The sequence below is a fragment of the Myxococcus sp. CA056 genome (assembly GCF_013336715.1).
Taxonomy (GTDB): domain Bacteria; phylum Myxococcota; class Myxococcia; order Myxococcales; family Myxococcaceae; genus Myxococcus; species Myxococcus llanfairpwllgwyngyllgogerychwyrndrobwllllantysiliogogogochensis.
On record NZ_JABUMT010000018.1, the window covers coordinates 102,259 to 125,606 of the forward strand.

A 23,348-nucleotide genomic window follows, 5' to 3' on the forward strand; every position below is an offset into this window, starting at 1 on the left:
GCCAGCCACTGCTTGTAGCCGTTGGTGGCCGCGCAGCCATCCGACGTGCCCGCGGTGCAGTTGCAGGCGTGCCACGAGCCGATGTTGCCGCTGCCCTGGTAGAACACCTTGTTGCCGATGTTCTGGGCCGTGTTCCAGTCGTAGTTGAACGGAGGGAGCTGGAGGTCGCGGGCGACGAAGTCCCACGCCGCCTGACGTACTGGAGACCCGGCGCAATGCACCTGCCGGCCGCACGGACCCGTGCCGATGGAGCAGCGGGTGCAGACGAAGTTCTGCGGCGTGGTGGGCGTCGGCGGGTTGTGGGCCGCGTAGTCCGCATCGCGGACGCCCGAGCAGTTGGTCGCGCACCACGGGGCCCCCGTCTGCGCCTCGTTCACGAGGCGGCCCGTCAAATCCTCCGTCGCGCCGCAGCCCGTGGCGAAGGTCAGGTAGATGCCGTAGCCCACGCAAGAGCCAGGAGACCTTCCGATGGTCGCCGTGGACGCGGGGTCGAACGGCTGGCGGTACATGGCCGCGATGTCACCGTAGGCCTCGCTGGAGTTGCTCAGCGTGCCGGCCGTGTCGTTGTCGTCCATGCCATGGCCCCACTCGTGGTCGAGCACGCCGCCAATCTCACCCGTGTTCCGGCACCCACCGCCGCTGCGGTAGAAGTTGACCGTGGAGCCGTTCCAGAACGCGTTGCAGGTGTTGTTGATGTTGACGTTGGCCGTCAGGGAGGCCTGCAGCCACGCATTGGTGGGCAGCCAGCCACGGGCGAGTTCCTTGATGCGGTTCAGCTCGTAGAACGCGGTGCGGGTCGCCCTGGTGTTTCCACCGTCGGGAGTTCCGCAAACACCATCGACTGTCCCCAGCGCGATATCGCCGTCCGGGCCCGTGACGCTGACGCTGAGCGGACAGGTGGAAACGACGCGAAGGTAGCGGCCCGTCAGCGTCGTGGTCGCGATTTGGGGAGGAGGAGGAGGACTGAACACTCCATGGCCATCGGCGAAGACACCCGGCGCGACATCGGCCCAGGGCATGGGGTAGCGCAGCTGCATCGCGCCGCAGAACGAGCCCGCCGGACACGTCGCGGGCACGCCCGTGTTGGTGTACGGATAGACACCGCCGTTGACCGAGGCGTAGTGGTTGTCGTCCTCGAGCGCGAGCACGTCACCGGTAGCCGCATCCACCGTCACCTTCCAGCGCTCATGCTCACCCTGGAGCTGGAAGCCGTACGTCCACACGAGCTGGTGGCCCATGCCCTTGCCGAAGCCCGCGCCCGGAATGGAGACCGGCGCGACCTCCAATGTGGGCGCCTGCCAGACGGCGGCCGGGCTCTCATAGAGGCCGAAGCGCTCGTGCGCGACGACCATCGCCCGGTCCGCGTCCACCAGCGGCATGGGCGAGAGCGCCACGTTCGTCCACGACTCGGTGCCCAGCAGAATCAGGTTACCGTGGCTGATGGTGGCCGCCAGCCGTCCATGCCGGACCGGCACGCCCTGGTGCTGCTGGACGATGGAGACCTGCCACAGGTCCGGGGTGATCTGATCCACCCGGGCCTGGCCCAGTTGGAGCATGTCCACGCCCACCGCGGCGCGGTTGGCCTCCACGAACTTGTAGACGAGGTCGACGACGACGACGCCATCCACCTTGTCCACCGAACGCCCGAGCTGTCTGCCCAGGCTGCCCAGCGTCAGCTTGTTGCCCACGCCATTGCCCGGGATGAGTGGAACGGCGCCCTGGATGTTCGCCGCGGTACCCGTGACGGAGTCGACGTAGATCTCGAAGTTGTTCCCGTTGCGAGCGAAGAAGTCGTCCCAGACCTTCGCTACATCCGGGCTCAGCTTGGGCAGGGCCTCTTTGAGCGGCACTTGCCCACTGGCCAAGGACAGCTCAGGCGTGAAGAACGCCTGACTCGCCAGGGAGCCCTTCGGAGGAGTGGCGGGAGGGGTGAAGCCCCACGCCTGGGACGTCGCCATTACTGCCATACATACGGCGGCTTTCACGACGCTGCGCATGCGGTGCTCCTTCAGATGAAGGACCAACAGGACGCATCATTGGCCAGGTGCGGAAGTGCGAACCCACGAGGTGGCCTCTCCTGCAGGGAAGCCACCTCGAATGAATGCGCCGTCAACGGTGGGGAGCACCTTTTCAGCGTGCCCCCTCCGCGCCGACGCCCTGGGGCGCCGCGATGGACTACAGCGGGCTCGCGCAGGTGCAGGTGCTGGACGCGCCGTAGCAGGCGGCGCTGCTGCCCGCGGCCATCACCGAGTAGCAGGTGTTGTGGCCGGTGAGCACCTCGGTGTCCACGTAGCTGGTGATCGTCACGGTGGCGACGCGCGCCTTGCCGTACGTGCAGCCGTTGACGCCGTCCGACTTCATCACCCAGTACTGTGTCGCGCCGCTGATGGGGCTCCAGCTCAGAGAGACCTGTTCAGCGGTCGGTATCACGGTGACAGTGGGCGCCGCCGTCGGGCCACCCGTACATCCGCTGTTCACCGGCGCGGGCGTAGAACAGGCGATGTTGTGGCGGCTGAACGCGGCGTGGATGGCCGTCATGTGCGGCGTGCCATCGTTGATGTTGCCGTTGTCATCATCCGCTGCCAGCCACTGCTTGTAGCCGTTGGTGGCCCCGCAGCCATCCGACGTACCCGCGGTGCAGTTGCAGGCGTGCCATGAGCCGACGTTGCCACTGCCCTGGTAGAACACCTTGTTGCCGATGTTCTGCGCCGTGTTCCAGTCGTAGTTGAACGGAGGGAGCTGGAGGTCGCGGGCGACGAAGTCCCACGCCGCCTGACGTACTGGAGACCCGGCGCAATGCACCTGCCGGCTGCACGGGCCCGTGCCGTTGGAACAGCGGGTGCAGACGAAGTTCTGCGGCGTGGTGGGCGTCGGCGGGTTGTGGACCGCGTAGTCGGCATCGCGGACGCCCGAGCAATTGGTCGCGCACCACGCGGCCCCGGTCTGCGCCTCGGTCACGTTGTAGCCCGTCCCATCCGCCGTCATCCCGCAACCATTGTTGAGGGTCTGGAAGAAGCCGTACCCCACGCACGAGGCAGGTGACCTGCCGGTGGTCGCTGTGGATGCGGGGTTGAACGGCTGGCGGTACATGGCCGCGATGTCACCGTAGGCCTCGCTGGAGTTGCTCAGCGTGCCGGCCGTGTCGTTGTCGTCCATGCCGTGGCCCCACTCATGGTCGAGCACGGCGCCAATCTCACCCGTGTTCCGGCAGCCACCGCCGCTGCGGTAGAAGTTGACCGTGGAGCCGTTCCAGAAGGCGTTGCAGGTGTTGTTGAGGTTGACGTTGGCCGTCATGGACGCCTGCAGCCACGCATTGGTGGGCAGCCAGCCACGGGCGAGTTCCTTGATGCGGTTCAGCTCGTAGAACGCGGTGCGGGTCGCCCTGGTGTTTCCACCGTCGGGAGTTCCGCAAACACCATCGACTATCCCCAGAGAGATGTCGCCCCCCGGGCCCGTGGCGCTGACGCTGAGTGGACAGGTGGAAACGACGCGAAGGTAGCGGCCCGTCAGCGTCGTGGTCGCGATTTGGGGAGGACTGAACACCCCATAGCCATCCGCGAAGACACCCGGCGCGACATCGGCCCAGGGCATGGGGTAGCGCAGCTGCATCGAGCCGCAGAACGAGCCCGCGGTGCATGGCGAGGGCACGCCCGTGTTGGTGTACGGATAGACACCACCGTTGACCGAGGCGTAGTGGTTGTCGTCCTCAAGCGCGAGCACTTCACCGGTGACCGCATCCACTGTCACCTTCCAGCGCTCATGCTCATCCTGGAGTTGGAAGCCGTACGTCCACACCAGTTCGTGGCCCATGCCCTTCCCAAAGCCCGCGCCCGGAATGGAGACCGGCGCGACCTCCAGCGTGGGCGCCTGCCAGATGTCGGCAGGGCTCTCGTAGAGGCCGAAGCGCTCGTGCGCGACGACCATCGCCCGGTCCGCGTCCACCAGCGGCATGGGGGCAATCTCCACGTTGGCCCACGACTCGGTGCCCAGCAGAATCAGGTTACCGTGACTGATGGTGGCCGCCAGTCGCCCATACCGGACCGGCACGCCCTGGTGCTGCTGGACGATGGAGACCTGCCACAGGTCCGGGGTGATCTGATCCACCCGGGCCTGGCCCAGTTGGAGCATGTCCACGCCCACCACGTCGCGGTTGGCCTCCACGAACTTGTAGACGAGGTCGACGACGACGACGCCATCCACCTTGTCCACCGAACGCCCGAGCTGCCTGCCCAGGCTGCCCAGCGTCAGCTTGTTGCCCACGCCATTGCCCGGGATGAGTGGAACGGCGCCCTGGATGTTTGCCGCGGTACCCGTGACGGAGTCGACGTAGATCTCGAAGTTGTTCCCGTTACGAGCGAAGAAATCGTCCCAGACCTTCGCCACGTCGGGGCTCAGCCTGGGCAAGGCCTCGTTCAGAGGCACCTGTCCACTGGCCAGTGAAAGTTCAGGCTTGAAGAACGCCTGGCTCGCCAGTGAGCCCTTGGGGGGTGCGGCGGGGGGGTCGAATCCCCACGCCTGGGACGTCGCCATCACTGCCATACATACGGCGGCTTTCACGACGCTGTGCATGTCGTGCTCCTTCGCGTCACACGGAATCAGCATGAAGAGGCGGCCTCCATGGAGAAGGCCGCCTCGGAACCACTTGCCGTCAACCGCGGGAGCGCCCCACTCCAGCGCGCTCCCGCCGTGCCGGTGATGTCCCGGTGAGCCGCCGGACTACAGCGGGCTCACGCAGGTGCAGGTGCTGGACGCGCCGTAGCAGGCGGCGCTGCTGCCCGCGGCCACCACCGAGTAGCAGGTGTTGTGGCCGGTGAGCACCTCGGTGTCCACGTAGCTGGTGCCCGTCACGGTGGCCGCGCGGGCCTTGCCGTACGTGCAGCCGTTGATGCCGTCGGACTTCATCACCCAGTACTGCGTCGCGCCGCTGACGGCGCCCCAGCTCAGCGACACCTGACCCGTGGCCGGCGTCACCGAAACGGTCGGCGCCGCCGTCGGGCCACCCGTACAGCCGCTGTTCACAGCCACCGGCGTGGCACATGCGATGTTGTGACGGTTGAACGCGGCGTAGATGGCCGTCATGTGCGGCGTGCCATCGTTGATGTTGCCGTTGTCGTCATCCGCCGCCAGCCACTGCTTGTAGCCGTTGGTGGCCGCGCAGCCATCCGACGTGCCCGCGGTGCAGTTGCAGGCGTGCCACGAGCCGATGTTGCCGCTGCCCTGGTAGAACACCTTGTTGCCGATGTTCTGGGCCGTGTTCCAGTCGTAGTTGAACGGAGCGGACCGCAGGTCGCGGGCGATGAAGTCCCACGCCGCCTGACGCACCGGAGACGCGGCGCAATGCGTCTGCCGGCCGCACGGCCCCGTGCCGGTGGAGCAGCGGGGGCAGACGAAGTTCTGCGGCGTGGTGGGCGTCGGCGGGTTGTGGGCCGCGTAGTCAGCGTCGCGGACACCCGAGCAGTTGGTCGCGCACCACGCGGCCCCCGCCTGCGCCTCGTTCACGTTGTAACCCGTCCCATCCGCCGTCATGCCGCAACCATTGTTGAGGGTCTGGAAGAAGCCGTAGCCCACGCACGACGCGGGAGACTGGCCGCTGGTGGGAGTGGCGGCGGGGTTGAACGGCAGGCGGTACATGGACGCGATGTCGGCGTAGGCCTCGCTGGAGTTGCTCAACGTGCCGGCCGTGTCGTTGTCGTCCATGCCGTGGCCCCACTCGTGGTCGAACACGGCGCCAATCTCACCCGTGTTCCGGCAGCCACCACCACTGCGGTAGAAGTTGACCGTGGAGCCGTTCCAGAAGGCGTTGCAGGTGTTGTTGATGTTGACGTTGGCCGTCATGGACGCCTGCAGCCACGCGTTGGTGGGCAGCCAGCCACGGGCCAGCTCCTTGATGCGGTTCAGCTCATAGAACGCGCTGCGGGTCGCCGCGGTGTTGCCGCTCGTGGGCGTGGGGCACGTGACGGTTCCGTTCCCGAAGTTGATGTTGCCCGTGCCGGTGCCGCTGATGGCGCCGCACGTGTCGACGATCCGGATGTAGCGGCCCGCGAGTGTCGTGGTCGTCGTCCCGGCCGTGTAGTCGTAAACGCCGTAGCCGTCCGTGAAGACGTTCGTCCCGACGTTGGCCCAGGGCATGGGGTAGTTGGGCTGCAGGACGCCGCAGAACGAGCCCGCCGGGCAACCCGGGGGCGAACCCGTGTTGGTGAACGGGTAGACGCCGCCCTTCACCGACTGGTCGAAGTAGTGGTTGTCGTCCTCCAGTGCGAGCACGTCACCGGTGGCGGCATCCACCGTCACCTTCCAGCGCTCGCTCTCGTTCTGGAGCTGGAAGCCGTACGTCCACACGAGCTGGTGGCCCATGCCCTTGCCGAAGCCCGCGCCCGGAACGGAGACCGGCGCGACCTCCAGCTTGGGCGCCTGCCAGACGTCGGCCGGGCTCTCGTAGAGGCCGAAGCGCTCGTGCGCGACGACCATCGCCCGGTCCGCGTCCACCAGCGGCATGGGCGAGAGCCCCACGTTCGTCCACGACTCGGTACCCAGCAGAATCAGGTTACCGTGACTGATGGTGGCCGCCAGCCGTCCATACCGGACGGGGATGCCCTGGTGCTGCTGGACGATGGAGACCTGCCATAGGTCCGGGGTGATCTGATCCACCCGGGCCTGGCCCAGTTGGAGCATGTCCACGCCCACCGCGTCGCGGTTGGCTTCCACGAACTTGTAGACGAGGTCGGCGACGACGCCGCCATCCACCTTGTCCACCGAACGCCCGAGCTGCCTGCCCAGGCTGCCCAGCGTCAGCTTGTTGCCCACGCCATTGCCCGGGATGAGCGGAATGGCGCCCTGGATGTTTGCTGCGGTACCCGTGACGGAGTCGACGTAGATCTCGAAGTTGTTCCCGTTACGAGCGAAGAAGTCGTCCCAGACCTTCGCCACATCGGGGCTCAGCTTGGGCAGGGCCTCGTTCAGAGGCACCTGACCACTGGCCAGCGACAGCTCAGGCTTGAAGAACGCCTGGCTCGCCAGTGAGCCCTTGGGGGGTGCGGCGGGGGGGTCGAATCCCCACGCCTGGGACGTCGCCATCACTGCCATGAATACGGCGGCTTTCACGACGCTGCGCATGCGGTGCTCCTTCAGATGAAGGACCAACGGAACGGGGACTCCAGGGAACCGGAATGGCTCCAGGAATCCCCGGGTTGCGCATAATTCATGTTTACTTGGAGTGCGCTCCCGCAAACCACTGCGAGTGTTACCCCCTCAACAATGACTAGACGCGGTATGTGGCCGCCACCGTCTCCATCCGCGCGGCCACGTCACGCAGCGACGCGGTAATCCGCTGAGCGCTCTGCAAACCCTGCATGGACTCTTCCATCATCCGGGACAGGTCCGTCACGGCGATGAAGATCTGGGCGACGCCGGCGTTCTGCTGCGTCACGGCGGCGGCGATCTGCTGAGCGGCGGAGGCGTTGTCCTGGATGATGCCGGTCAGCTCGCGGAGGCTGTCGCCGCTGGCACGGACCTGGTCCAATCCGGTTTCAGCGCTGCCCTGGCTCTGCACGGCCAGCGTGACGGATCCCTGGATGGACTGGCGGATGTCCTCGAGGATCTCCCGCACGCGGGCAGTGGAGGTGATGGACTGGTCCGCGAGGCTGCGAATCTCGCGCGCCACCACGCCGAAGCCCTTGCCATGCTCGCCGGAGCGAACGGCCTCGATGGCCGCGTTGAGCGCGAGCATGTTGGACTGGTCCGCCAGGTCCTTCACCGTCTGGGTGATTCCGCCAATCTGTTGGGTGCGCTCGTTGAGGGCGGAGATGCTGTCGGCCACGCGGCCCACCTGCTCGCGCAGTTGTTCGAATCCCTGGAGGCTCGCGGAGACGGTAGCCTCGCCGGAGCGCCCCACCTCGCGGGCTCGCGCGGTGACGCCAAGCACGGCCTGGGAGCGCTCGGCGGCCATCAGTGACGTCTGCTTGATCTCCTGGGCCGTCACCTGCGTCTCCTGGAGGGCCGCGGCCTGCTTCGTCAGGGTGCGCTCCTGCTGCGCGGCGGCGGCGGTGAGCTCCGCCACCGTCTGCCCCAGCACCTTGGTGCCCTGCTGGAGGCCACGCGTGGACTCGCGCAGGTGCTCCATCATCTGGGAGAAGGAAGCGGCCAACTGCCCCACCTCGTCGCGGCGGCTGGACACCTCCACCTGCTGGGTGAGGTCGCCCTCGCGCACGACGCGGCCCACCACTTCGCTCAGCCGGGCGATGGGGCCGGTGGCTCCGCGCGCCAGGAGCCAGCCCCCCACGCCCGCGACGACGAGCGAGAGCACCGTCAGGGCGATGGCCCCCCTGCTCGCCTGCTCCAGCGGGGCGTAGGCGTCCTCCGGGTCCACCGTGGCCACGAAGCGCCAGCCATCGCCGACGTCACGGACCGAGTTCTCGTTGATGGACTCCACGCGGACGACGTCGTCGGGACGCGAGAGGTCGCGCTCGTGCGTGTCGAAGAGGCTCATGCCGTCCGCGCCGAGGATCTCCAGGGCGAAGCTCCGCTGGCCTCGGGCCCGGGAGCGCTCCAGCGCGGGGGCCACCACCTGCCCCACCTGGCTCCACTCGTAGGCGGCCAGGAGCACGCCGATGCGCGCGCCGCTGATGGGGCTCAGCACGGGCACCGCGAGCGGCAGCACCGTCCGCTCGAAGAACGGGTCCACCTTCGTGAAGCCCGTGGTGTCCAGCGTCCCGTTCAGCGCGGCGCGAAACCAGCCGGAGGCGCGCACCTCGCCCTCGTGTCCCTCGTAGGCCTTGCGCAGCCGCGCCTCGCTGGCGGACACGGCGCGGCCGTCCTCGGTGAAGAGCACGAGGCCCGCGAAGGTCGGATGACGCTTCTCCAGGGCAACGAGCACCGCGTCGCTCTTGTCGAAGGTGTCGAAGAGCAGCGCGCCTCGGAGGATGGCGTCCTCCGACCAGCTCCGGGCGTTCGCCTCGCGCTCCGCCAGTGTGGACTCGACGAGGTCCCTGAGGCCCTGGGCCTCCACCCTCAAGGTCGCGTGTATCTGCTCCTGCAGGTTGTCGGAGATGAAGAGCCGGCCGAGGATGTTGAGTGGCAGCAACGCGAAGAGCGTGAGCAGGGAGACCGCCAGCGTCAGGCGGGTGCGGAGGGAGAGGGCGTCGAGCAGGCGCATGGCGGTCCGCGTGAGTCTTCAGAGGTCCAGCAGGGAGAGTCCGACGGTGACGGCGCCGATGACACGGCCACGGTCGCGGACAGGAAGGGAGACCTGGATGACGTAGGCTTGCGAGGACTCGTCGAAGAAGGGGTGCTCGCGCAGCACCCGCCCCTGCTTGAACGGCACCCGGAACTTGTCTTCGTCACCCTGCCAGTAATCGGACGTCCGCCGCGTGGCGCCCACCAGCGCGCCCTGGCGATCCATCACGAACGCCTCCGCCACCTTGTCGCGGCCCAGGGAGGTGCGGTGGCGAGCAAGCACCCGTGAACAGGCGGCGTCGAGCACGCGCTGCTTGAAGGGCGTCATCGCCGGAGTGGCGAGCCACGCGTCATCATCCGCGCGAATGGAAACCAGTGAAGCCCCGCGCGAGTTCTGGGCGAGCACCGCCTGAACCAGCTCCGGGTCCACGGCCATCCGCTGGAGCGCCGGCATCAGCCGCTCCACCTTCTCGAGCTGCGCGATGCCGTCCGGGGGCATCCCCGCGAGCACCGTGAGCATCATGCCGAAACAACACATCCCCACCTCAACGCATCCGCACGCTGTATCGGCGAGACTGACTTCCCCCTCTGCGCCGGCGGATTCGCCAGACGATACATGAATGAGACATCACCCGTGAGACAGGAAGGCAGAGGGGCCCTCACCCTCCAGGTCCGAACCCGCTCGCTTGGAGCCATCTGGACCCAGGGGCAAAGCCCCCAGCTCCTCCGCGAATTTCCAGGTCCTCACGAGGTGCCGCGCTGTCGGAGGGCGCGGCGAGAGCCTCAGCGCACTGTTTGAGCGAAGTGCTCCGCGAGCCGCTGGAGCAGCTCGGTGTTCTCCCGCTCGGCGGACTCCAGCTTGGGCAGCTGCGCCTTCAGCTCCGCGAGGTCCTTGCCGCGCTGGCGAAGGTCTTCCGCGCCCAGCTCCAGCCAGCGCCCCATCTCCCGAGCCGTCAGCTCCAGATGGAACTGGAAACCGAACGACGAGCCCAGCCGGAAGGCCTGTTGCACGTAGCGGTCCGTGGAGGCCAGCAGCGTGGCGCCGGGCACGGCCTTGTACGTGTCACCATGCCAGTGCGCGACGACAGTGCGGGGACGCACGCCGGCGATGACGGAGTCTCGCACGCCCTCCGCGGACCAACGCACCGGGCCCACGCCCACCTCGAAGCCATTCTTTCCCGCGAAGACCTCGGCGCCCGCCGCGTCGGCGAGCAACTGCGCGCCCAGGCAGATGCCCAGAGACGGGCGCTCGTTGGCCAGTCGCTCGCGGAGGATGGCCAGCTCCTCGCGCAGGAACGGGTGCTGGTCCGCCTCGTAGACGCCCATGGGGCCGCCCATCACCACCACCAGCTCCGCGTCCACGTCGTCGTGACGCGCGGAGCGGAAGCGGTTGACGAGGGTGAAGCCCGCCTTCGTCAGCGCCGGCCCCAGAAGTCCCACGCCCTCGTGCTCCTCGTGCTGGTACACCACCGCGCGCATCGTCACGACCTCCGTGTCCACCGTCGCGCGGAGCCTACCTGGAATCCCGAGGGCGAGGCGCGTGTGCCGCACGTCGTCGCTCGCGACCTGCCCCGCGCGGCAATCACTGCGCGAGTCACTCACGGAGCGGTGGCCCCCCGCGCTACTTCGCCTTGTCGCCCTTGAGGATGCGCAGCAGTCCCTCTTGCGCCACGGAGGCGACGAGGCGTCCGTCGCGCGTGTAGACGGAGCCTCGCGCCAGGCCTCGCGCGTTGCCCGCCCACGGGCTGTCCATGACGTAGAGCAGCCAGTCATTCACCTTCAGGTCACCATGGAACCAGAGGGCGTGGTCCAGGCTCGCGCCGATGACTTGCGGCTGGAAGAAGCTGGCCGCGTGCGGCAGCAGCACGGTGCTGATGAGGTTGAAGTCGGACGCGTACGCCAGCACGTACTTGTGGACCTGGGGGTCCTCCGGAAGCTCGCCGTCGGCGCGAATCCACACCGCCTTGCGCGGCTCGTCCGGCACCGGATTGAACGGGTCCATGTACGCCACCGGCCGCATCTCGATGGGCTTGTCGCAGAGGATCTTCTCGCGCAGCCGCGCCGGAATCCTGTCCGCCTGACGCAGCAGCAGCTCCAGGTCCGTGGGCAGGCTCTCCGGGGGCGGCACGTCCGGCATGGGGGCCTGGTGCGCGTAACCGACCTCGTCTCCGTGGAAGGACGCCATCATCGTGAAGATGGGTTGTCCCTTCTGGATGGCGACGATGCGCCGCGTGCTGATGCTGCCGCCGTCGCGCACCCGGTCCACCGTGTAGACGACGGGAAGGCTCGCGTCGCCGGGGCGCAGGAAGTAGCCATGCAGCGAGTGGACATGCCGCGCGGGCTCCACCGTCTGGCTGGCCGCCGACAGCGCCTGCCCCAGCACCTGCCCACCGAAGAGCTGGCGGAAGCCCAGGTCCTGGCTCCTCCCGCGAAACAGATTCTCCTCGATGACCTCCAGCTTGAGGAGCTCCAGCAGCTCGTCCAGGACTCGGCTCATGGAGGCCCCTCCTAGCCGACCCCGGCCGCGCCTGTCTCGCCCCGCGTGAGCCCGCCGTGCGCCGGAGGACGCCCTGGCCGGGCACGGAAGGAATGGCATGCTCCGCCGGCCGTTGAGGAAACAGTCTCCCCTCTTCCCGCGAGCGCTCCCTTGCCCCGTTCCGTCCTGCTGACCTCGCTGTTGCTGCTGCCGTCGCTGGCCCCCGCCGCGGAGCCATCCCCCGAGGTGAAGCGCTGGTGGAGCCACGTCCAGTTCCTCGCGGACGACCGCCTGCGAGGCCGCGACACGGGCAGCGAAGGCCACCGCGAGGCCGCGGCGTACGTGGCCGAGCAGTTGGCGGGCCTCGGCGTGAAGCCCGGCGCTGGCGAGGGCTACCTCCAGGAGGTGGCGCTGGTGTCGCGGCGACTGGTGGATGCGCGCTCGCGGCTGACGCTGGTTCGCGAGGGCAAGCGCACGCCGCTCGTCGTCGGTCGCGAGGCCCTCATCTCCCCGCGCCAGGGCGAGTCGGGTCAGCTGGACGCCCCCCTGGTATTCGTGGGCCATGGCCTCTCCATCCCGGAGGCGAACCATGACGACTTCGCGGGCGTGGACCTCCAGGGCAAGCTGGCCGTCTTCATCTACGGAGGCCCCGCTCACATCCCCGGCCCCCTGCGGGCCCACCACAGCTCCGCGGCGGAGCGGGTCAAGGCGCTGAAGAAGGCGGGCGCCGTGGGCGCCGTGGTGCTCCTGAATCCGAAGAACATGGAGACGCCCTGGTCCCGCTCCGCCCTGTCGCGCCTCCAGCCGGCGATGAACTTCGCGGACACCTCGCTGGACGACACGTCCGGCCTCCAGGTGAGCGTCTCCTTCAACCCGGAGCACGCCGAGAAGCTGTTCACCGGAAGCCCGCACTCGTTCAAGGAGCTGCTCGCGCTGGCGGATGCGAGCAAGCCGCTGCCGCGCTTCGAGCTGCCCACGCGCCTCCAGTCGAGCGCCGAGTGGGTCTCCACTCCCGTGACGTCCGTCAACGTCGTGGGCGTGCTTCCGGGCAGCGACCCGGTATTGGCCAGGGAGTACGTCGTCCTCACCGCGCACCTGGACCACGTGGGCGTGGGAGCGCCCATCAACGGCGACGCCATCTACAACGGCGCCATGGACAACGCGACGGGCGTGGCCGCCGTGCTGGAGGTGGCCCGCGCGCTCCAGGCCCAGAAGCCCCAGCGCTCCATCCTCTTCGTGCTGGTGACGGGTGAGGAGAAGGGGCTGATCGGCTCGCGCTACTTCGCCGCGCACCCTACCGTGCCCCGCGACGCCATCGTCGCGAACTTCAACCTGGACATGTTCCTGCCGCTGTTCGACTTCACCCGCGTGGTGGCCTACGGCCAGGACGAATCGACGCTGCTCGCGCCCCTGCGGGAGGTCGCCACGGCGCACGGCGTGAAGCTCCAGCCCGACCCCAACCCGAGCAGCATGACCTTCATCCGCAGCGACCAGTACGCCTTCATCCGCCAGGGCGTGCCAGCCCTGTCCTTCAAGTTCGGCTACGCGCCGGGCTCCCCCGAGGAGCGCACCTTCAAGGACTGGTACACGCGCCACTACCACGCCCCCTCGGACGACCTGCGCCAGCCCATCCACAAGGACGGCGCCATCAAGTTCGTCCAGCTGCTCACCGACCTGACGCGCACCGTGGCCAACGCGCCCGAGCGACCGCGCTGGAACGACGACAGCTTCTTCCGCCGCTTCGCGCGCACCAACACCCCGGATGGCAAACAGGACACCCCCCTGAGCAATCCGTGACACCATCCCCGCATGGCCCTGGTAACACGCGTACAGGTGTAGCTTTCCATCGATGTGACAATGAATGACGCCCGGCGTCATGGCCGAGTGCGCGTCGTCGCAAATCGCCAGGGGGTGGCTTGAAGCGAGACACCCGTTTGCGCCACGCTTGATTGCACTTGAGACATCAGCGCGGCGCGGGCGACGAAACGCCCGAAAATTGGCGGGGGGCGAATGCAGTCAAACGTATTCACCGCGGTACTGATTCCACTGTCGTTGGCCGTCATCATGCTCGGCCTGGGACTGTCGCTGACGCTCGCGGACTTCAAGCGCGTCATCGTCTACCCGCGAGCGGTGATTGTGGGGCTCGTGTGCCAGATGCTGGTGCTTCCCGCCGGCTGCGCGCTCATCGCCCATGCCTTCGGCCTGGGACCCGAGCTGGCGGTGGGGCTGATGTTGCTCGCGGCGTCTCCTGGAGGAGCGACGGCGAACCTCTTCAGCCACCTGGCCCGCGGTGACGTCGCCCTCAACATCACGCTGACGGCGGTGAACAGCGCGCTGACGCTCGTCACCCTGCCCCTCATCGTCAACCTGTCACTGATGCACTTCATGGGGGAGGACCGCGCGGTCCCCATGCAGTTCTCCAAGGTGCTCCAGGTCTTCATCATCGTGCTGGGCCCGGTGAGCATCGGCATGCTCATCCGCTCGCGCAAGCCGGGCATCGCCCAGTCCCTGGACAAGCCCATCCGTCTGATGTCCGCCGCGTTCCTGGCGGTCGTCATCGCCGCCGCCGTCTACCAGGAGCGCGCGCACATCGGCGCGTACTTCAAGCAGGTGGGGCTGGCCGCGCTGAGCTTCAACGTGCTGAGCATGGCCATCGGCTACGTCACGCCGCTGTTGTTCCGCCTGCCGCGTCGTCAGGCCGTGGCCATCGGCATGGAGATTGGCATCCACAACGGCATCCTCGCGATGACCATCGCCATGAGTCCGCTGCTGCTCGGCAACGCGACCATGGCCATCCCTCCGGCCATCTACAGCATCGTCATGTACTTCACGGCGGCCATCTTCGGCTACGCGGTGACGCGTCGCCACACGGACGAACAGACGAGTCCCGAAGCCTCTCCCAGTCGTTCTTGAACCGCTGAGCCGCGGTCTGCCTCGCCGCGGTCCCCCCTCACTCCCGAGGAAGTGTCGAGATGATGCTCAAGCGTCTATCGCTGTCCTTTTGCACGCTCTGCCTGAGCCTGGGCCTGGTGTCTCCCGCAGCCGCGCAGCAGCCCAGCGCCGCCACCCCCACCCCGTCGGACGTTCCGACGCCGGGTACGCCGCAGCCACCGGAGGTCACGCCGGCCAATCAGCCGTCCCCGCTTCCCCTGCCCCGCCCCATCCCCAACGTCCGGTTGTACCTGACGAGCTTCAACCTCTTCCGCGTCAACCCCATTGGCCTGGAGACACAGAACCGCCTGGTCATCCAGAAGCGGCTGTTCGACAGCGAGTCGCCGGTGATGCGCGACACGTTCGTCAACGCCGCGGCCCTCATCAAGGCCAACCCCGCCTCGCTCAAGGTGGGCCCGCAGTTCGAAATCCAGCCCATCGCCCTGCTCAACGTGCGCGCCAGCTACGAGTACACGCGCTTCCTGGGCACCATGGGCTTCCTCCAGTCGTATCCGAACCCGCTGCAGGACTTCTCGGATGACGCCCTGGACCTGCGCGAGGACAACGCCTACAGCACCAGCGGCCACCACTTCCTGGTGGAGCCGACGCTCCAGGCGAAGGTCGGCCCCATCGCGGTGCGCGCCAAGTTCAGCCTGGAGTACTGGAACCTGACGCTGCGCGATGGCGCGACGACGTTCTACGACCCGATGCTGGACTCGCTCCTGGCCGGCAAGGGCTGGGTCTTCACCAACGACTCGGACGTCGTCTACCTGTCCGGGCAGTGGATGGTGGGGGCGCGCTTCAGCGCCGTCTGGCCTCGTTACAACGAGGACCAGGGCGTCTCCGGCAACACCACCGTCGACAACAGCCACATGCGCGTGGGGCCGGTCGCCTCGTATGCCTTCAACACCGACGAGGGGACCATGTTCAACCGCCCCACGGTGCTCGGCATGGTGGCCTGGTACCTGAAGCACCCGAGCCGGCAGGAGGCCATGCCGTTCATGCTCCTCGGGTTCGCCTTCAACTCGGACCTGCTGGGCGGGCGCTGAGTCGTCCCAGCCGCGCCGGGCAGGAACCGCTCGCGAGGCCACACCGCGTGGCCTCGCGGAACGGGTGGGAAGCAAGGACCGGAAGGCCCGTCCTTCCCGCCCGGGTTGTCAGTGGGCGTCGTCCGGGCCGTGCGCGTGGCCGTGCTCCAGCTCCTCGGCCGTCGCGGCGCGGACCTCGCGCACGGTGACGTCGAAGTGCAGCGTCTTGCCGGCGAGCGGGTGATTGTAGTCCACCACCACGGTGTCGCCGCGAATCTCCTTGATGAGGAAGTCCACCTCGTCCCCCTCGGGGTCCGTGGCGGTCAGGATGCCGCCCTCGGTCAGCTCCAGCCCCTCCGGGAACTCTCCCCGGGGAACTTCCTCGATGCCTTCGGGGTCATGCGGCCCGTAACCATCCTCGGGGGGGATGACCACTGACAGGGAGTCCCCCTTGGCCTTGCCCTCCAGGGCCTTCTCCAGACCGGGGACGACCTCCTCGTGGCCCTGCAGATAGACGAGCGGATCTCCAGGCTCGCTCTCGTCCACCATCTTCCCATCGCCAAGGTGGAGCCGGAAGTCGATGGAGACGACACTGTCCTTCGTGATTTTCATGGCGCCTCTCTTAGCGCAGGCCGGGGTCCAACGCTCCCATCATGTGCTCGGTCGACCTGCGGGTGGGCATGGGAGCGAGCCCACTCGCCCGAAACCGGACGCAAGGGTTTTCAGGGGCCTGAGCGCGGTGGTCGGGCACTCAGGTCCAGCGCGCGGCTCCGAGTACTCCGCTCGATGCGACCCTCCAGACGAACGATGCGGCGCCGGTGGTCTTCCGGCAACTCCGCCGCCGCCGACAAGCGCGCGTGGCTCAGCGCGCCCGCGAGGTCCTTGAGGGAGTGCTCGTACAGCTTGGTGAGCTCCAGGTGCAGCGTCGCCGCCTGGAATCCCCGAGCCGTGACCAGTGCCTGGAGCAGGTGTTCGGCCGCGACGAGGGGCTCCCCCGCCATGCGGGCCAGCCGGGATGCCAGGGCATGGGCCTCCACACCCACCGTGCCGGAGCCACCGGTCGCCGCCTGGGCGAAGGCCCGCGCCCGAGCGTGGTCTCCCGCCCGGAGCGCGACTCCCGCGAAGCCCAGGAGGTCCCGAGGGTCCTCACCAGGGAGCACGGCGGTGCCGTCCCCTGCCCGGAAGCGGCGCACCAGTTCTCCCAGGAGCGCGGCCAACAGGAGCAGGTCGTTGGCGTTGTGCTCCAGCACGGGCGTCAGCGCCGAGCCGTCCCCGCCGCGCAGATAGCGGAAGTACAGCTCCGGAATCAGCGAGCCGTCCACGTCGTCGACGCGGCGGTGTCCGAGCACCTGCTCCTCCACGTGGACCAGGCGCGTACCCGCCCCCCGGTGCTTGAAGACGCGGCGAGCGCAGTGCAGCAGGTCCAGGTGCGGCAGCTCCGGGGGCGTCGCGACGCGGTTGAGCACGAAGCGCGTGCGCAAGAGCGGCCAGTCGAAGCTCTTGCCGTTGAAGGTGACCAGGCACGACGACATGGCCATGCGCGCGGCGAGCACGCGCAGCATGGGAGCCTCCTCGCCCAGCTTGCGCAGGAAGAGCTGGTGGACGCGCAGCGAGCGGCCCTCGAACCACGCGAGCCCCACGAGGAAGGGCACGGTGCCGGTGCCGCCGGCGAGCCCCGTGGTCTCCGTGTCCAGGAAGAGCATCCGCTGGAAGTCCACCCCCGCCAGTTCCTCGTGCAGCGCGAGCCGGGCGACCAGGGCTCCCTCGACATCCAGCGCCCCGGCCACGGGCGCGGTGCCATGCCGATGCTCCGGGGACAGCAGGGTCTCCGACACGTGGACCGTCCCGTGCGGCGTCTCCTGGGGCACCACGGGAAGCGGGCCCGGACGAGGCTTCGCGGGAGCCGGGCCCCGGCGCGCGGCCGTCTGCCCCTGACGCTCGGACCAGTCCGCGAGCATCCGCCGGAGGGCCTCGATGCGAGGGTCCTTCGGAGTGGAGGGCTCGGTGCTCGACGGAGCCTCCGGGACACCTCGCCGCGCCGTGGCCGCGACGTCTTCGGCCGGACTTGTGGGTGACGAAGCCTCCGAGGTCACACCATCGACGGGCGTGACAGGCGGCCCATCGACTCGCGCCAGGTCCTCCGCGCGAGGAGGAGGCTCGGGCAGCGTGGCCACGCGATTCGTCGCGGGCTTGCCTCCCGGGCCTACCCCCGTCAGTCGCGCCAGCTTTCGCTTGAGGTCCACGCGCCGGGTCTCCGTCTACTGCACGCCCGCGATGCCGAGCACCGACAGGAGCTCCAGCCCCAGTCGCTTGCGCGGATGCGGATCCACCGGAGCCTGTCCGGGCATGACGCCCGAGGCGGGACCGATGCAGGCGGGGCAACCCTCCTCGCAGGCACAGGACTCCAGCAGGCGCCGCGCGCGCACGAGCAGTTCGTCCCGCTGGTCGAAGAGCCGCGCGGCCAGCCCCACGCCGCCGGGCACGTTGTCGTAGAGGAAGATGGTGGGGTCGAACCCCACGCCACCGTCCTTGCGCGGAGGCCCGTCCGCGTCGTCGCGGCTGCCGAGCGTCTTGCCCACGTCCCTCGGGTCGATCATCAACCCCACGCACGCCACGGTCCGCAGCGCGGTGGCCACGCCCCGGAGCGCGTCGATGACGGCCGGGCGCGGTGAGTTCATCGAGCGCACCACCGACTCCGGCACCGTCAGCCAGAGCGACGTGGTGTGCATCTGCATCTCCGGGAGCGCCACGTCGCCGTAACCGACGTTCTCATGCGTGTGGTACTTGATCTTCTTGTAGCCCACCACCTTCTCGATGACGCTCACCTCGCCCATGCCGGCCTGGAGCTCCGGGCCCATGGGCGCGCTCTGGTCCTCCTGGATGACATTCACGCGCACGTACGTCATCGCGTCCGTGAAGTAGTCCGGCGCCACCTTGCGGACGAAGGCCTTGTGGTTGTCGTAGTCGAACTGCTCGACCTGATACTGCTCGCCCTCGTGCTGGTAGATGGCCTGCTCGTGCAGCATCGTGTGCGCCGAGCGGAAGTCCATCTCCGCCAGCGTCCGGTCCGTGCCGCGCTCGATGATGACGACGTTGTCCCAGCCCACGCTGCGCAGGGACACGTGGTTGGCCGGGTACGCATCCGAAGACCAGTGGAACACGCGCCGGCCACCCTCCCCGGCCGTCGGATGCACCACCTCGTGCTGCGCGAGGAACCCCAGCGCCTCCGCCGTGGACTCCGGCGGCACGTCCCCGAAGGGCTCGCCCTCCTCGAAGGGCAGCTCGAAGGAGGCGCACTTGAGGTGCTGGACGAGAATCTCCACGTTGTCCGGGTCGATGCGCGCGTGCTCCACCGGCGCGCCGGTGAGGAAGCGCGGGTCGGCCGCGAGGTACTGGTCCAACGGGGCACTCGACGTCACGAGCAGGGCCAGGCTGCCCGCGCCTCGACGCCCCGCGCGACCGAAGCGCTGCATCAGCGCGGCGACCGAGCCCGGGTAGCCCGCGCACACCACCGCATCCAGCGAGCCGATGTCGATGCCCAGCTCCAGCGCGTTGGTGGCGACGACACAGCGCACGTCGCCCGCGCGCAGCGCCGCCTCCGTGGCCCTGCGCGTGCCCGGCAGGTAGCCGCCCCGGTAGCCCTGGATGAGCGACGGGTCCAACTTCTCCTCGACGAACCTGTCCCGCAGGTACTTGAGCATCACCTCGATGTTGTTGCGCGACTGGCCGAACAGCAGCGTGGACACGCCCGCGCGCACCAGGTCCGCCGTCAGACGCACCGACGTCTTCAGGTAGCTGGCGCGGATGCCCAGCTCCGCGTTGACCACGGGCGGGTTGAAGACCATGACCCGCCGCTCTCCGGACGGGGCGCCGCTCTCCGAGACGAGCTCGACGTCAGTCCCGAGCATCCGCCGTGCATGTGCCTGGGGATTGCCGATGGTGGCCGAGGCCGCGATGAACACCGGATCCGAGCCATGGAAGCGCGCCACGCGTCGAAGCCGGCGCAGGACGTTGGCCAGATGCGAGCCGAAGACACCGCGGTACGTGTGCAGCTCGTCGATGACGACGTAGCGCAGGTTGGAGAACAGGCGTGCCCAGCTCGCGTGATGCGGGAGGATGCCCGTGTGCAGCATGTCCGGGTTGGTGAGCAGGACGCCCCCGCGCTCCCGAGCCGCTCGCCGCGCATCCGCCGGTGTGTCGCCGTCGAAGGTGATGGCGCCGTGGGACAGCCCCGCCTCGCGCATGAATGCGCGCAGGGACTCTTCCTGGTCTCTCGACAGCGCCTTGGTGGGAAACAGGTACAGGGCCCGTGCCTGCGGCTCCCGCGCGAAGCGATCCAACAGCGGCAGGTTGTAGCAGAGGCTCTTGCCGGAGGCCGTTGGTGTCGCAATGACCAGGTTCTTGCCGGCGCGGGCCAGGCGGAAGGCCTCGGCCTGATGGGAGAAGAGCTGATCGACACCCCGCTGGCGAAGGGCCTCGCGAACCTGGGGGGCCACCTCGTCGGGGATGGGGGCGAAGGAGCCCACCCGGGCGGGCGTCGCCTCGTCGAGCGAGAAGCAGGGCCCCAGCCCCCTGTCCGCCTTCCACTGCTGAAGCACGGTGTCCAGGCCCCGGGGGGCGTTCCAGGGGGTGCGGCGGGGGCCACCAAAGGCCCCTTCTTCCTTCTCGAACTTCATGGGTCGGGCACTGTACAGGCGTGTACCCGCCCGGACAACGCGAACGCGCCCAGGGCGCGAGGGACGGCGCTCGGCTAGGGTGCGCCGCCCGTGGCCCTCGCCATCTTCCTGTTCACCTACGTCTTCATCGCCGGCGCCCGGCTCCCCTTCATCAAGCTGGACCGCCCTGGAGGCGCGCTCCTGGGCGCCGTGCTGATGGTCGTCCTCGGGGTCGTCACTCCCGCCGAGGTCTTCAACCACAGCGAGAACCCCGCACGACACGCCATCGACGCGGACACCATCGTCCTGCTGCTCGGGATGATGCTGCTGGCGGCCTACATGTCCCAGGCGGCCTTCTTCCGCACGGCGGGCGCGTGGGCGGTGCGGCGGGCTCGCACGCCTCGGCTGTTGTTGCTGGCGGTGACGTTCATCTCCGCGGCGCTGTCCGCCTTCCTCGTCAACGACACCGTGTGCTTGATGCTCACGCCCCTGGTGCTCGCCACGGTGGAGGACGCGCGCCTGCCGCCCGTGCCCTACCTGCTCGCGGTGTGCATGGGCAGCAACAGCGGCTCGGTGGCCACCTTCACCGGCAATCCGCAGAACATGCTCATCCAGGGCGCGTCGGGAATCTCGTATGCGAGCTTCGCCGCGTACATGGCCCTGCCCGCGCTGTTGTCGACGGTCATCGTCGCGGGCGCGCTCGTCTTCATCTTCCGCAAGGAGCTGACGTCGACGCGCTTCGAGCCCCATCCTCCGCCACCGCCGGTGGACCGGGGGCTGCTGGCGCTGACGCTCACCGTCATGGCGGGCGTCGTCGTGGCCTTCTTCGCGGGACTGCCCATGAGCTGGAGCGCGCTCGCGGGCGCCGCGCTGGTCATGGCCCTGTCCCGAAGGGAGCCTCGCGAGGCGCTGGAGCGCGTGGACTGGGTGTTGCTGCTGTTCTTCGCCAGCCTCTTCGTCGTCGTCTACGGCGTGAACAAGGACGGCTGGGCGGAGGACATCCGCCTGCTGTTCGCGCCGCTGATGACGGGGCCCTCGTGGAGGGAGACGCTGGGCTTCGCGGGGCTGACGCTGGTGGCGTCCAACATCTTCAGCAACGTGCCCTTCGTCATGCTCGCGCGCTCATGGGTGCCCGCGCTCCAGAACGTGGAGCTCGGCTGGCATGTACTGGCGCTGGGCTCCACGCTCGCGGGCAACCTCACGCTGGTGGGCAGCGTCGCCAACCTCATCGTCTTCGAGGCGGCGCGCGAGAAGGTGGACATGAGCTTCCTGCGCTACCTGCGCGTGGGGGTGCCCGTCACGCTCATCAGCTTCGTGGTCGGGCTCGCCGTGCTCCTCCTGGAGCACGCCCTCTTCTAGGGCCGCCCTGGAGTGCCGCGCCGACGCTAGGTCGGGTCCGGGTCGGGGTCCGGCAGCTCACCCGGGGCCAGGTCCGACTCGGGCGGCTTCGGGGGCTCCACCATCACCGGCGCGACATTGTCCGGCGATGAAGAGATGGGGTGGTCGGGCAGGGTCGGGCCCCCGCGCCTGTCTCTCGGCGTCAGGTCCTTCACGAAGTCCAGCGCCACCTGGTCCAGCATGAGGGTCATCGCCTGGCGGAAGAGGTCGGGGTCCTTGCCCACCTTGAACGGGTCCAGGTGCGCGGCGCCGGACTCCACCTGGTCCACCGAGAACGGGTGTCGCCACACCTCCGAGCGCCCATCCAACGTGAACATCCGCCCGTACCCGCGCAGGAAGGCACCCGCGTGGCCCTTCTTGCTGCGCATGCCGTACTCCTGCACGACGAACTCGACGACGGTGTCCGCGCCCAGCGGCGCCACCATGTCGTAGTCCGGCGCGTTCGCCGGGACTTCCTCCACCAGGAAGCTCTCCAGCACCGAAGCGACGCGCGCCGGGTCCACCGTCGCCGTCCACGGCGCCTCGCGCGGCAGCTGCGTCAGCGTATTCACTCGCAGCCGCTCCGAGATTTCGAAGCGCGTCACCGCCTGCTGGAGCTTCACCGTGAGCCGTCGGTCCGCTTCCACGGGCTCGAGTTTCTTGAGCTTGTCGCCGTATGCGGCGTCTTCACGGAATACGAAGCTGCGAGGTCCCGCGCCGTCCTCGATGCGGGAGATGAACGCAGGGCGGCGCACGCGGTCCAGGTCCGCGCCGGCCAGCCGTTGCGACGCACAGCCGGCGACGAGCGCCAGCGTGAGAAACGGGAGGAGGCTTCGCGTCATGCCCTGACATTTACCCCATTGCGGGGGTGCCCGCCCCTTCCCCACCTCTCGGCAGGCTCCTCGGGGGCCGGACGTCCCCGGCCACTGGTATGCTGGGGGGGTGAATCCTTCTTCCGTGGCACCCCCGCCTTCGCCCCCTGGCCGCAAGCGCCGGCTCGGGGAAATCCTCATGGACGCCGGCCTCTTGACGGAGACCCAGCTGCGCTCCGCGCTCGCCGAGCAGCGCAAGTGGGGCGGACGGCTGGGCCTGACGCTGGTACAGATGCGCTTCGTGGACGAGAGCTCCATGGTCCACGCGCTCTCGCGCCAGCTCTCCATTCCAACGGTGGAGCTGGATGGCCTGGCGCCCTCGTCCGTGGCCCTCCAGGCGCTGCGCGCGGATATCGCCGAGCGCTACACCGTCTTCCCGACCGCGGCAGACCCCGCCAACAAGCTGCTGACGGTGGCCACCTCGGACCCGACGAATGTGGAGTCCCTCCAGGAGCTGGCCTTCCACACGGGCCAGCGCATCCAGGTGGTGGTGGCCGCCGCGTCGTCCATCGAGCGAGCCATCCGCCGCCACTACCACGGGGAAATCACCTCCGCGACGGCGTCGCCGCTGTCGTTCAATCTCGACGAGCAGACCTTCGAGCTGGCGCCACCCTCGGAGCCGATGGAGATGGCGGGCGCGTCGCGCTCGACGGCCAGTCAAACGCCGGCACCCGTCCGGGAGAGCGAACTCACGCAGCGCGTGGATATCCTCACGCAGCAGGTCGCGGACCTGGAGCGCATGGTCGCTCAGCAGGCGCGCTCGTTAAGGGCCATGCTGGAGCTGCTGGAGACGCGGGGGCTGGTCACCCGCGACGACTACCTGGCCAAGGTGCGCTGA

15 protein-coding genes and 1 pseudogene are annotated in these 23,348 nt (G+C 68.6%); 5 read left to right on the top strand and 11 right to left on the bottom strand.

The window, feature by feature from the left end:
- From HUA76_RS39955 to tesB, 7 genes and pseudogenes are all read right to left on the bottom strand, one after another.
- Window positions 1-1,958 (bottom strand): annotated as a pseudogene (locus HUA76_RS39955) (endopeptidase); the annotation flags it as partial.
- 217 nt (window positions 1,959-2,175) lie between these two features.
- Window positions 2,176-4,539, bottom strand: a complete 2,364-nt coding sequence (locus HUA76_RS39960; RefSeq protein ID WP_217440841.1) for a hypothetical protein — start codon at window positions 4,537-4,539, stop codon at window positions 2,176-2,178.
- A 177-nt stretch (window positions 4,540-4,716) separates the two neighbouring features.
- Entirely contained in the window at window positions 4,717-7,113 is a 2,397-nt protein-coding gene (locus HUA76_RS39965) for a hypothetical protein (RefSeq protein ID WP_174458362.1), read from the bottom strand.
- Between the two features lie 145 nt (window positions 7,114-7,258).
- Window positions 7,259-9,151: a methyl-accepting chemotaxis protein gene (locus tag HUA76_RS39970; protein WP_174463850.1), complete on the bottom strand. Its 1,893-nt coding sequence runs from the start codon at window positions 9,149-9,151 to the stop codon at window positions 7,259-7,261.
- Window positions 9,152-9,169: 18 nt separating this feature from the next.
- Window positions 9,170-9,694 (bottom strand): PDC sensor domain-containing protein, encoded by a 525-nt coding sequence (locus HUA76_RS39975; protein WP_254614778.1) that lies wholly within the window; start codon window positions 9,692-9,694, stop codon window positions 9,170-9,172.
- A 260-nt stretch (window positions 9,695-9,954) separates the two neighbouring features.
- Window positions 9,955-10,650, bottom strand: a complete 696-nt coding sequence (locus HUA76_RS39980) for a glutamine amidotransferase (protein ID WP_174463880.1) — start codon at window positions 10,648-10,650, stop codon at window positions 9,955-9,957.
- 142 nt (window positions 10,651-10,792) lie between these two features.
- Window positions 10,793-11,668, bottom strand: a complete 876-nt coding sequence (gene tesB / locus HUA76_RS39985; RefSeq protein WP_141646592.1) for an acyl-CoA thioesterase II — start codon at window positions 11,666-11,668, stop codon at window positions 10,793-10,795.
- 150 nt (window positions 11,669-11,818) lie between these two features.
- On the opposite strand from tesB, the gene HUA76_RS39990 reads away from it, so the two are divergent.
- The 3 genes from HUA76_RS39990 (at window position 11,819) to HUA76_RS40000 (ending at window position 15,627) form a co-directional block, all read left to right on the top strand.
- Window positions 11,819-13,444, top strand: a complete 1,626-nt coding sequence (locus HUA76_RS39990) for a M28 family metallopeptidase (RefSeq protein WP_174463852.1) — start codon at window positions 11,819-11,821, stop codon at window positions 13,442-13,444.
- A 213-nt stretch (window positions 13,445-13,657) separates the two neighbouring features.
- Window positions 13,658-14,560: a bile acid:sodium symporter family protein gene (locus HUA76_RS39995; RefSeq protein WP_141646594.1), complete on the top strand. Its 903-nt coding sequence runs from the start codon at window positions 13,658-13,660 to the stop codon at window positions 14,558-14,560.
- A gap of 59 nt (window positions 14,561-14,619) precedes the next feature.
- Complete coding sequence (locus HUA76_RS40000) at window positions 14,620-15,627, top strand: hypothetical protein (protein WP_254614779.1); 1,008 nt, start codon at window positions 14,620-14,622, stop codon at window positions 15,625-15,627.
- 108 nt (window positions 15,628-15,735) lie between these two features.
- On the opposite strand, the gene HUA76_RS40005 is transcribed toward HUA76_RS40000, so the two are convergent.
- The 3 genes from HUA76_RS40005 to HUA76_RS40015 form a co-directional block, all read right to left on the bottom strand.
- Window positions 15,736-16,218: a peptidylprolyl isomerase gene (locus HUA76_RS40005; protein ID WP_141649092.1), complete on the bottom strand. Its 483-nt coding sequence runs from the start codon at window positions 16,216-16,218 to the stop codon at window positions 15,736-15,738.
- A gap of 110 nt (window positions 16,219-16,328) precedes the next feature.
- A complete protein-coding gene (locus HUA76_RS40010; RefSeq protein WP_174463853.1) occupies window positions 16,329-17,849 on the bottom strand; it encodes a ribonuclease H-like domain-containing protein in 1,521 nt (506 codons plus the stop codon).
- Window positions 17,850-17,864: 15 nt separating this feature from the next.
- A complete protein-coding gene (locus HUA76_RS40015) occupies window positions 17,865-20,282 on the bottom strand; it encodes a DEAD/DEAH box helicase (protein WP_254614780.1) in 2,418 nt (805 codons plus the stop codon).
- 90 nt (window positions 20,283-20,372) lie between these two features.
- On the opposite strand from HUA76_RS40015, the gene HUA76_RS40020 reads away from it, so the two are divergent.
- A complete protein-coding gene (locus HUA76_RS40020) occupies window positions 20,373-21,620 on the top strand; it encodes an SLC13 family permease (RefSeq protein WP_141649094.1) in 1,248 nt (415 codons plus the stop codon).
- 26 nt (window positions 21,621-21,646) lie between these two features.
- Here the strand turns inward: HUA76_RS40020 and HUA76_RS40025 are convergent, their stop codons facing one another.
- Window positions 21,647-22,480, bottom strand: coding sequence for a hypothetical protein (locus HUA76_RS40025; RefSeq protein ID WP_174458356.1), 834 nt, complete (start codon window positions 22,478-22,480; stop codon window positions 21,647-21,649).
- 169 nt (window positions 22,481-22,649) lie between these two features.
- On the opposite strand from HUA76_RS40025, the gene HUA76_RS40030 reads away from it, so the two are divergent.
- A complete protein-coding gene (locus HUA76_RS40030; protein WP_141649295.1) occupies window positions 22,650-23,348 on the top strand; it encodes a general secretion pathway protein GspE in 699 nt (232 codons plus the stop codon).

Excerpts from the sequence above, each read along its gene's own strand:
- HUA76_RS39960 (WP_217440841.1), bottom strand. The coding sequence starts at position 4,539 with ATGGCAGTGATGGCGACGTCCCAGGCGTGGGGATTCGACCCCCCCGCC.
- HUA76_RS39965 (WP_174458362.1), bottom strand. The coding sequence starts at position 7,113 with ATGCGCAGCGTCGTGAAAGCCGCCGTATTCATGGCAGTGATGGCGACG.
- HUA76_RS39970 (WP_174463850.1), bottom strand. The coding sequence starts at position 9,151 with ATGCGCCTGCTCGACGCCCTCTCCCTCCGCACCCGCCTGACGCTGGCG.
- HUA76_RS39975 (WP_254614778.1), bottom strand. The coding sequence starts at position 9,694 with ATGATGCTCACGGTGCTCGCGGGGATGCCCCCGGACGGCATCGCGCAG.
- HUA76_RS39980 (WP_174463880.1), bottom strand. The coding sequence starts at position 10,650 with ATGCGCGCGGTGGTGTACCAGCACGAGGAGCACGAGGGCGTGGGACTT.
- tesB (WP_141646592.1), bottom strand. The coding sequence starts at position 11,668 with ATGAGCCGAGTCCTGGACGAGCTGCTGGAGCTCCTCAAGCTGGAGGTC.
- HUA76_RS39995 (WP_141646594.1), top strand. The coding sequence starts at position 13,658 with ATGCAGTCAAACGTATTCACCGCGGTACTGATTCCACTGTCGTTGGCC.
- HUA76_RS40000 (WP_254614779.1), top strand. The coding sequence starts at position 14,620 with ATGATGCTCAAGCGTCTATCGCTGTCCTTTTGCACGCTCTGCCTGAGC.
- HUA76_RS40005 (WP_141649092.1), bottom strand. The coding sequence starts at position 16,218 with ATGAAAATCACGAAGGACAGTGTCGTCTCCATCGACTTCCGGCTCCAC.
- HUA76_RS40015 (WP_254614780.1), bottom strand. The coding sequence starts at position 20,282 with ATGAAGTTCGAGAAGGAAGAAGGGGCCTTTGGTGGCCCCCGCCGCACC.
- HUA76_RS40025 (WP_174458356.1), bottom strand. The coding sequence starts at position 22,480 with ATGACGCGAAGCCTCCTCCCGTTTCTCACGCTGGCGCTCGTCGCCGGC.
- HUA76_RS40030 (WP_141649295.1), top strand. The coding sequence starts at position 22,650 with ATGGACGCCGGCCTCTTGACGGAGACCCAGCTGCGCTCCGCGCTCGCC.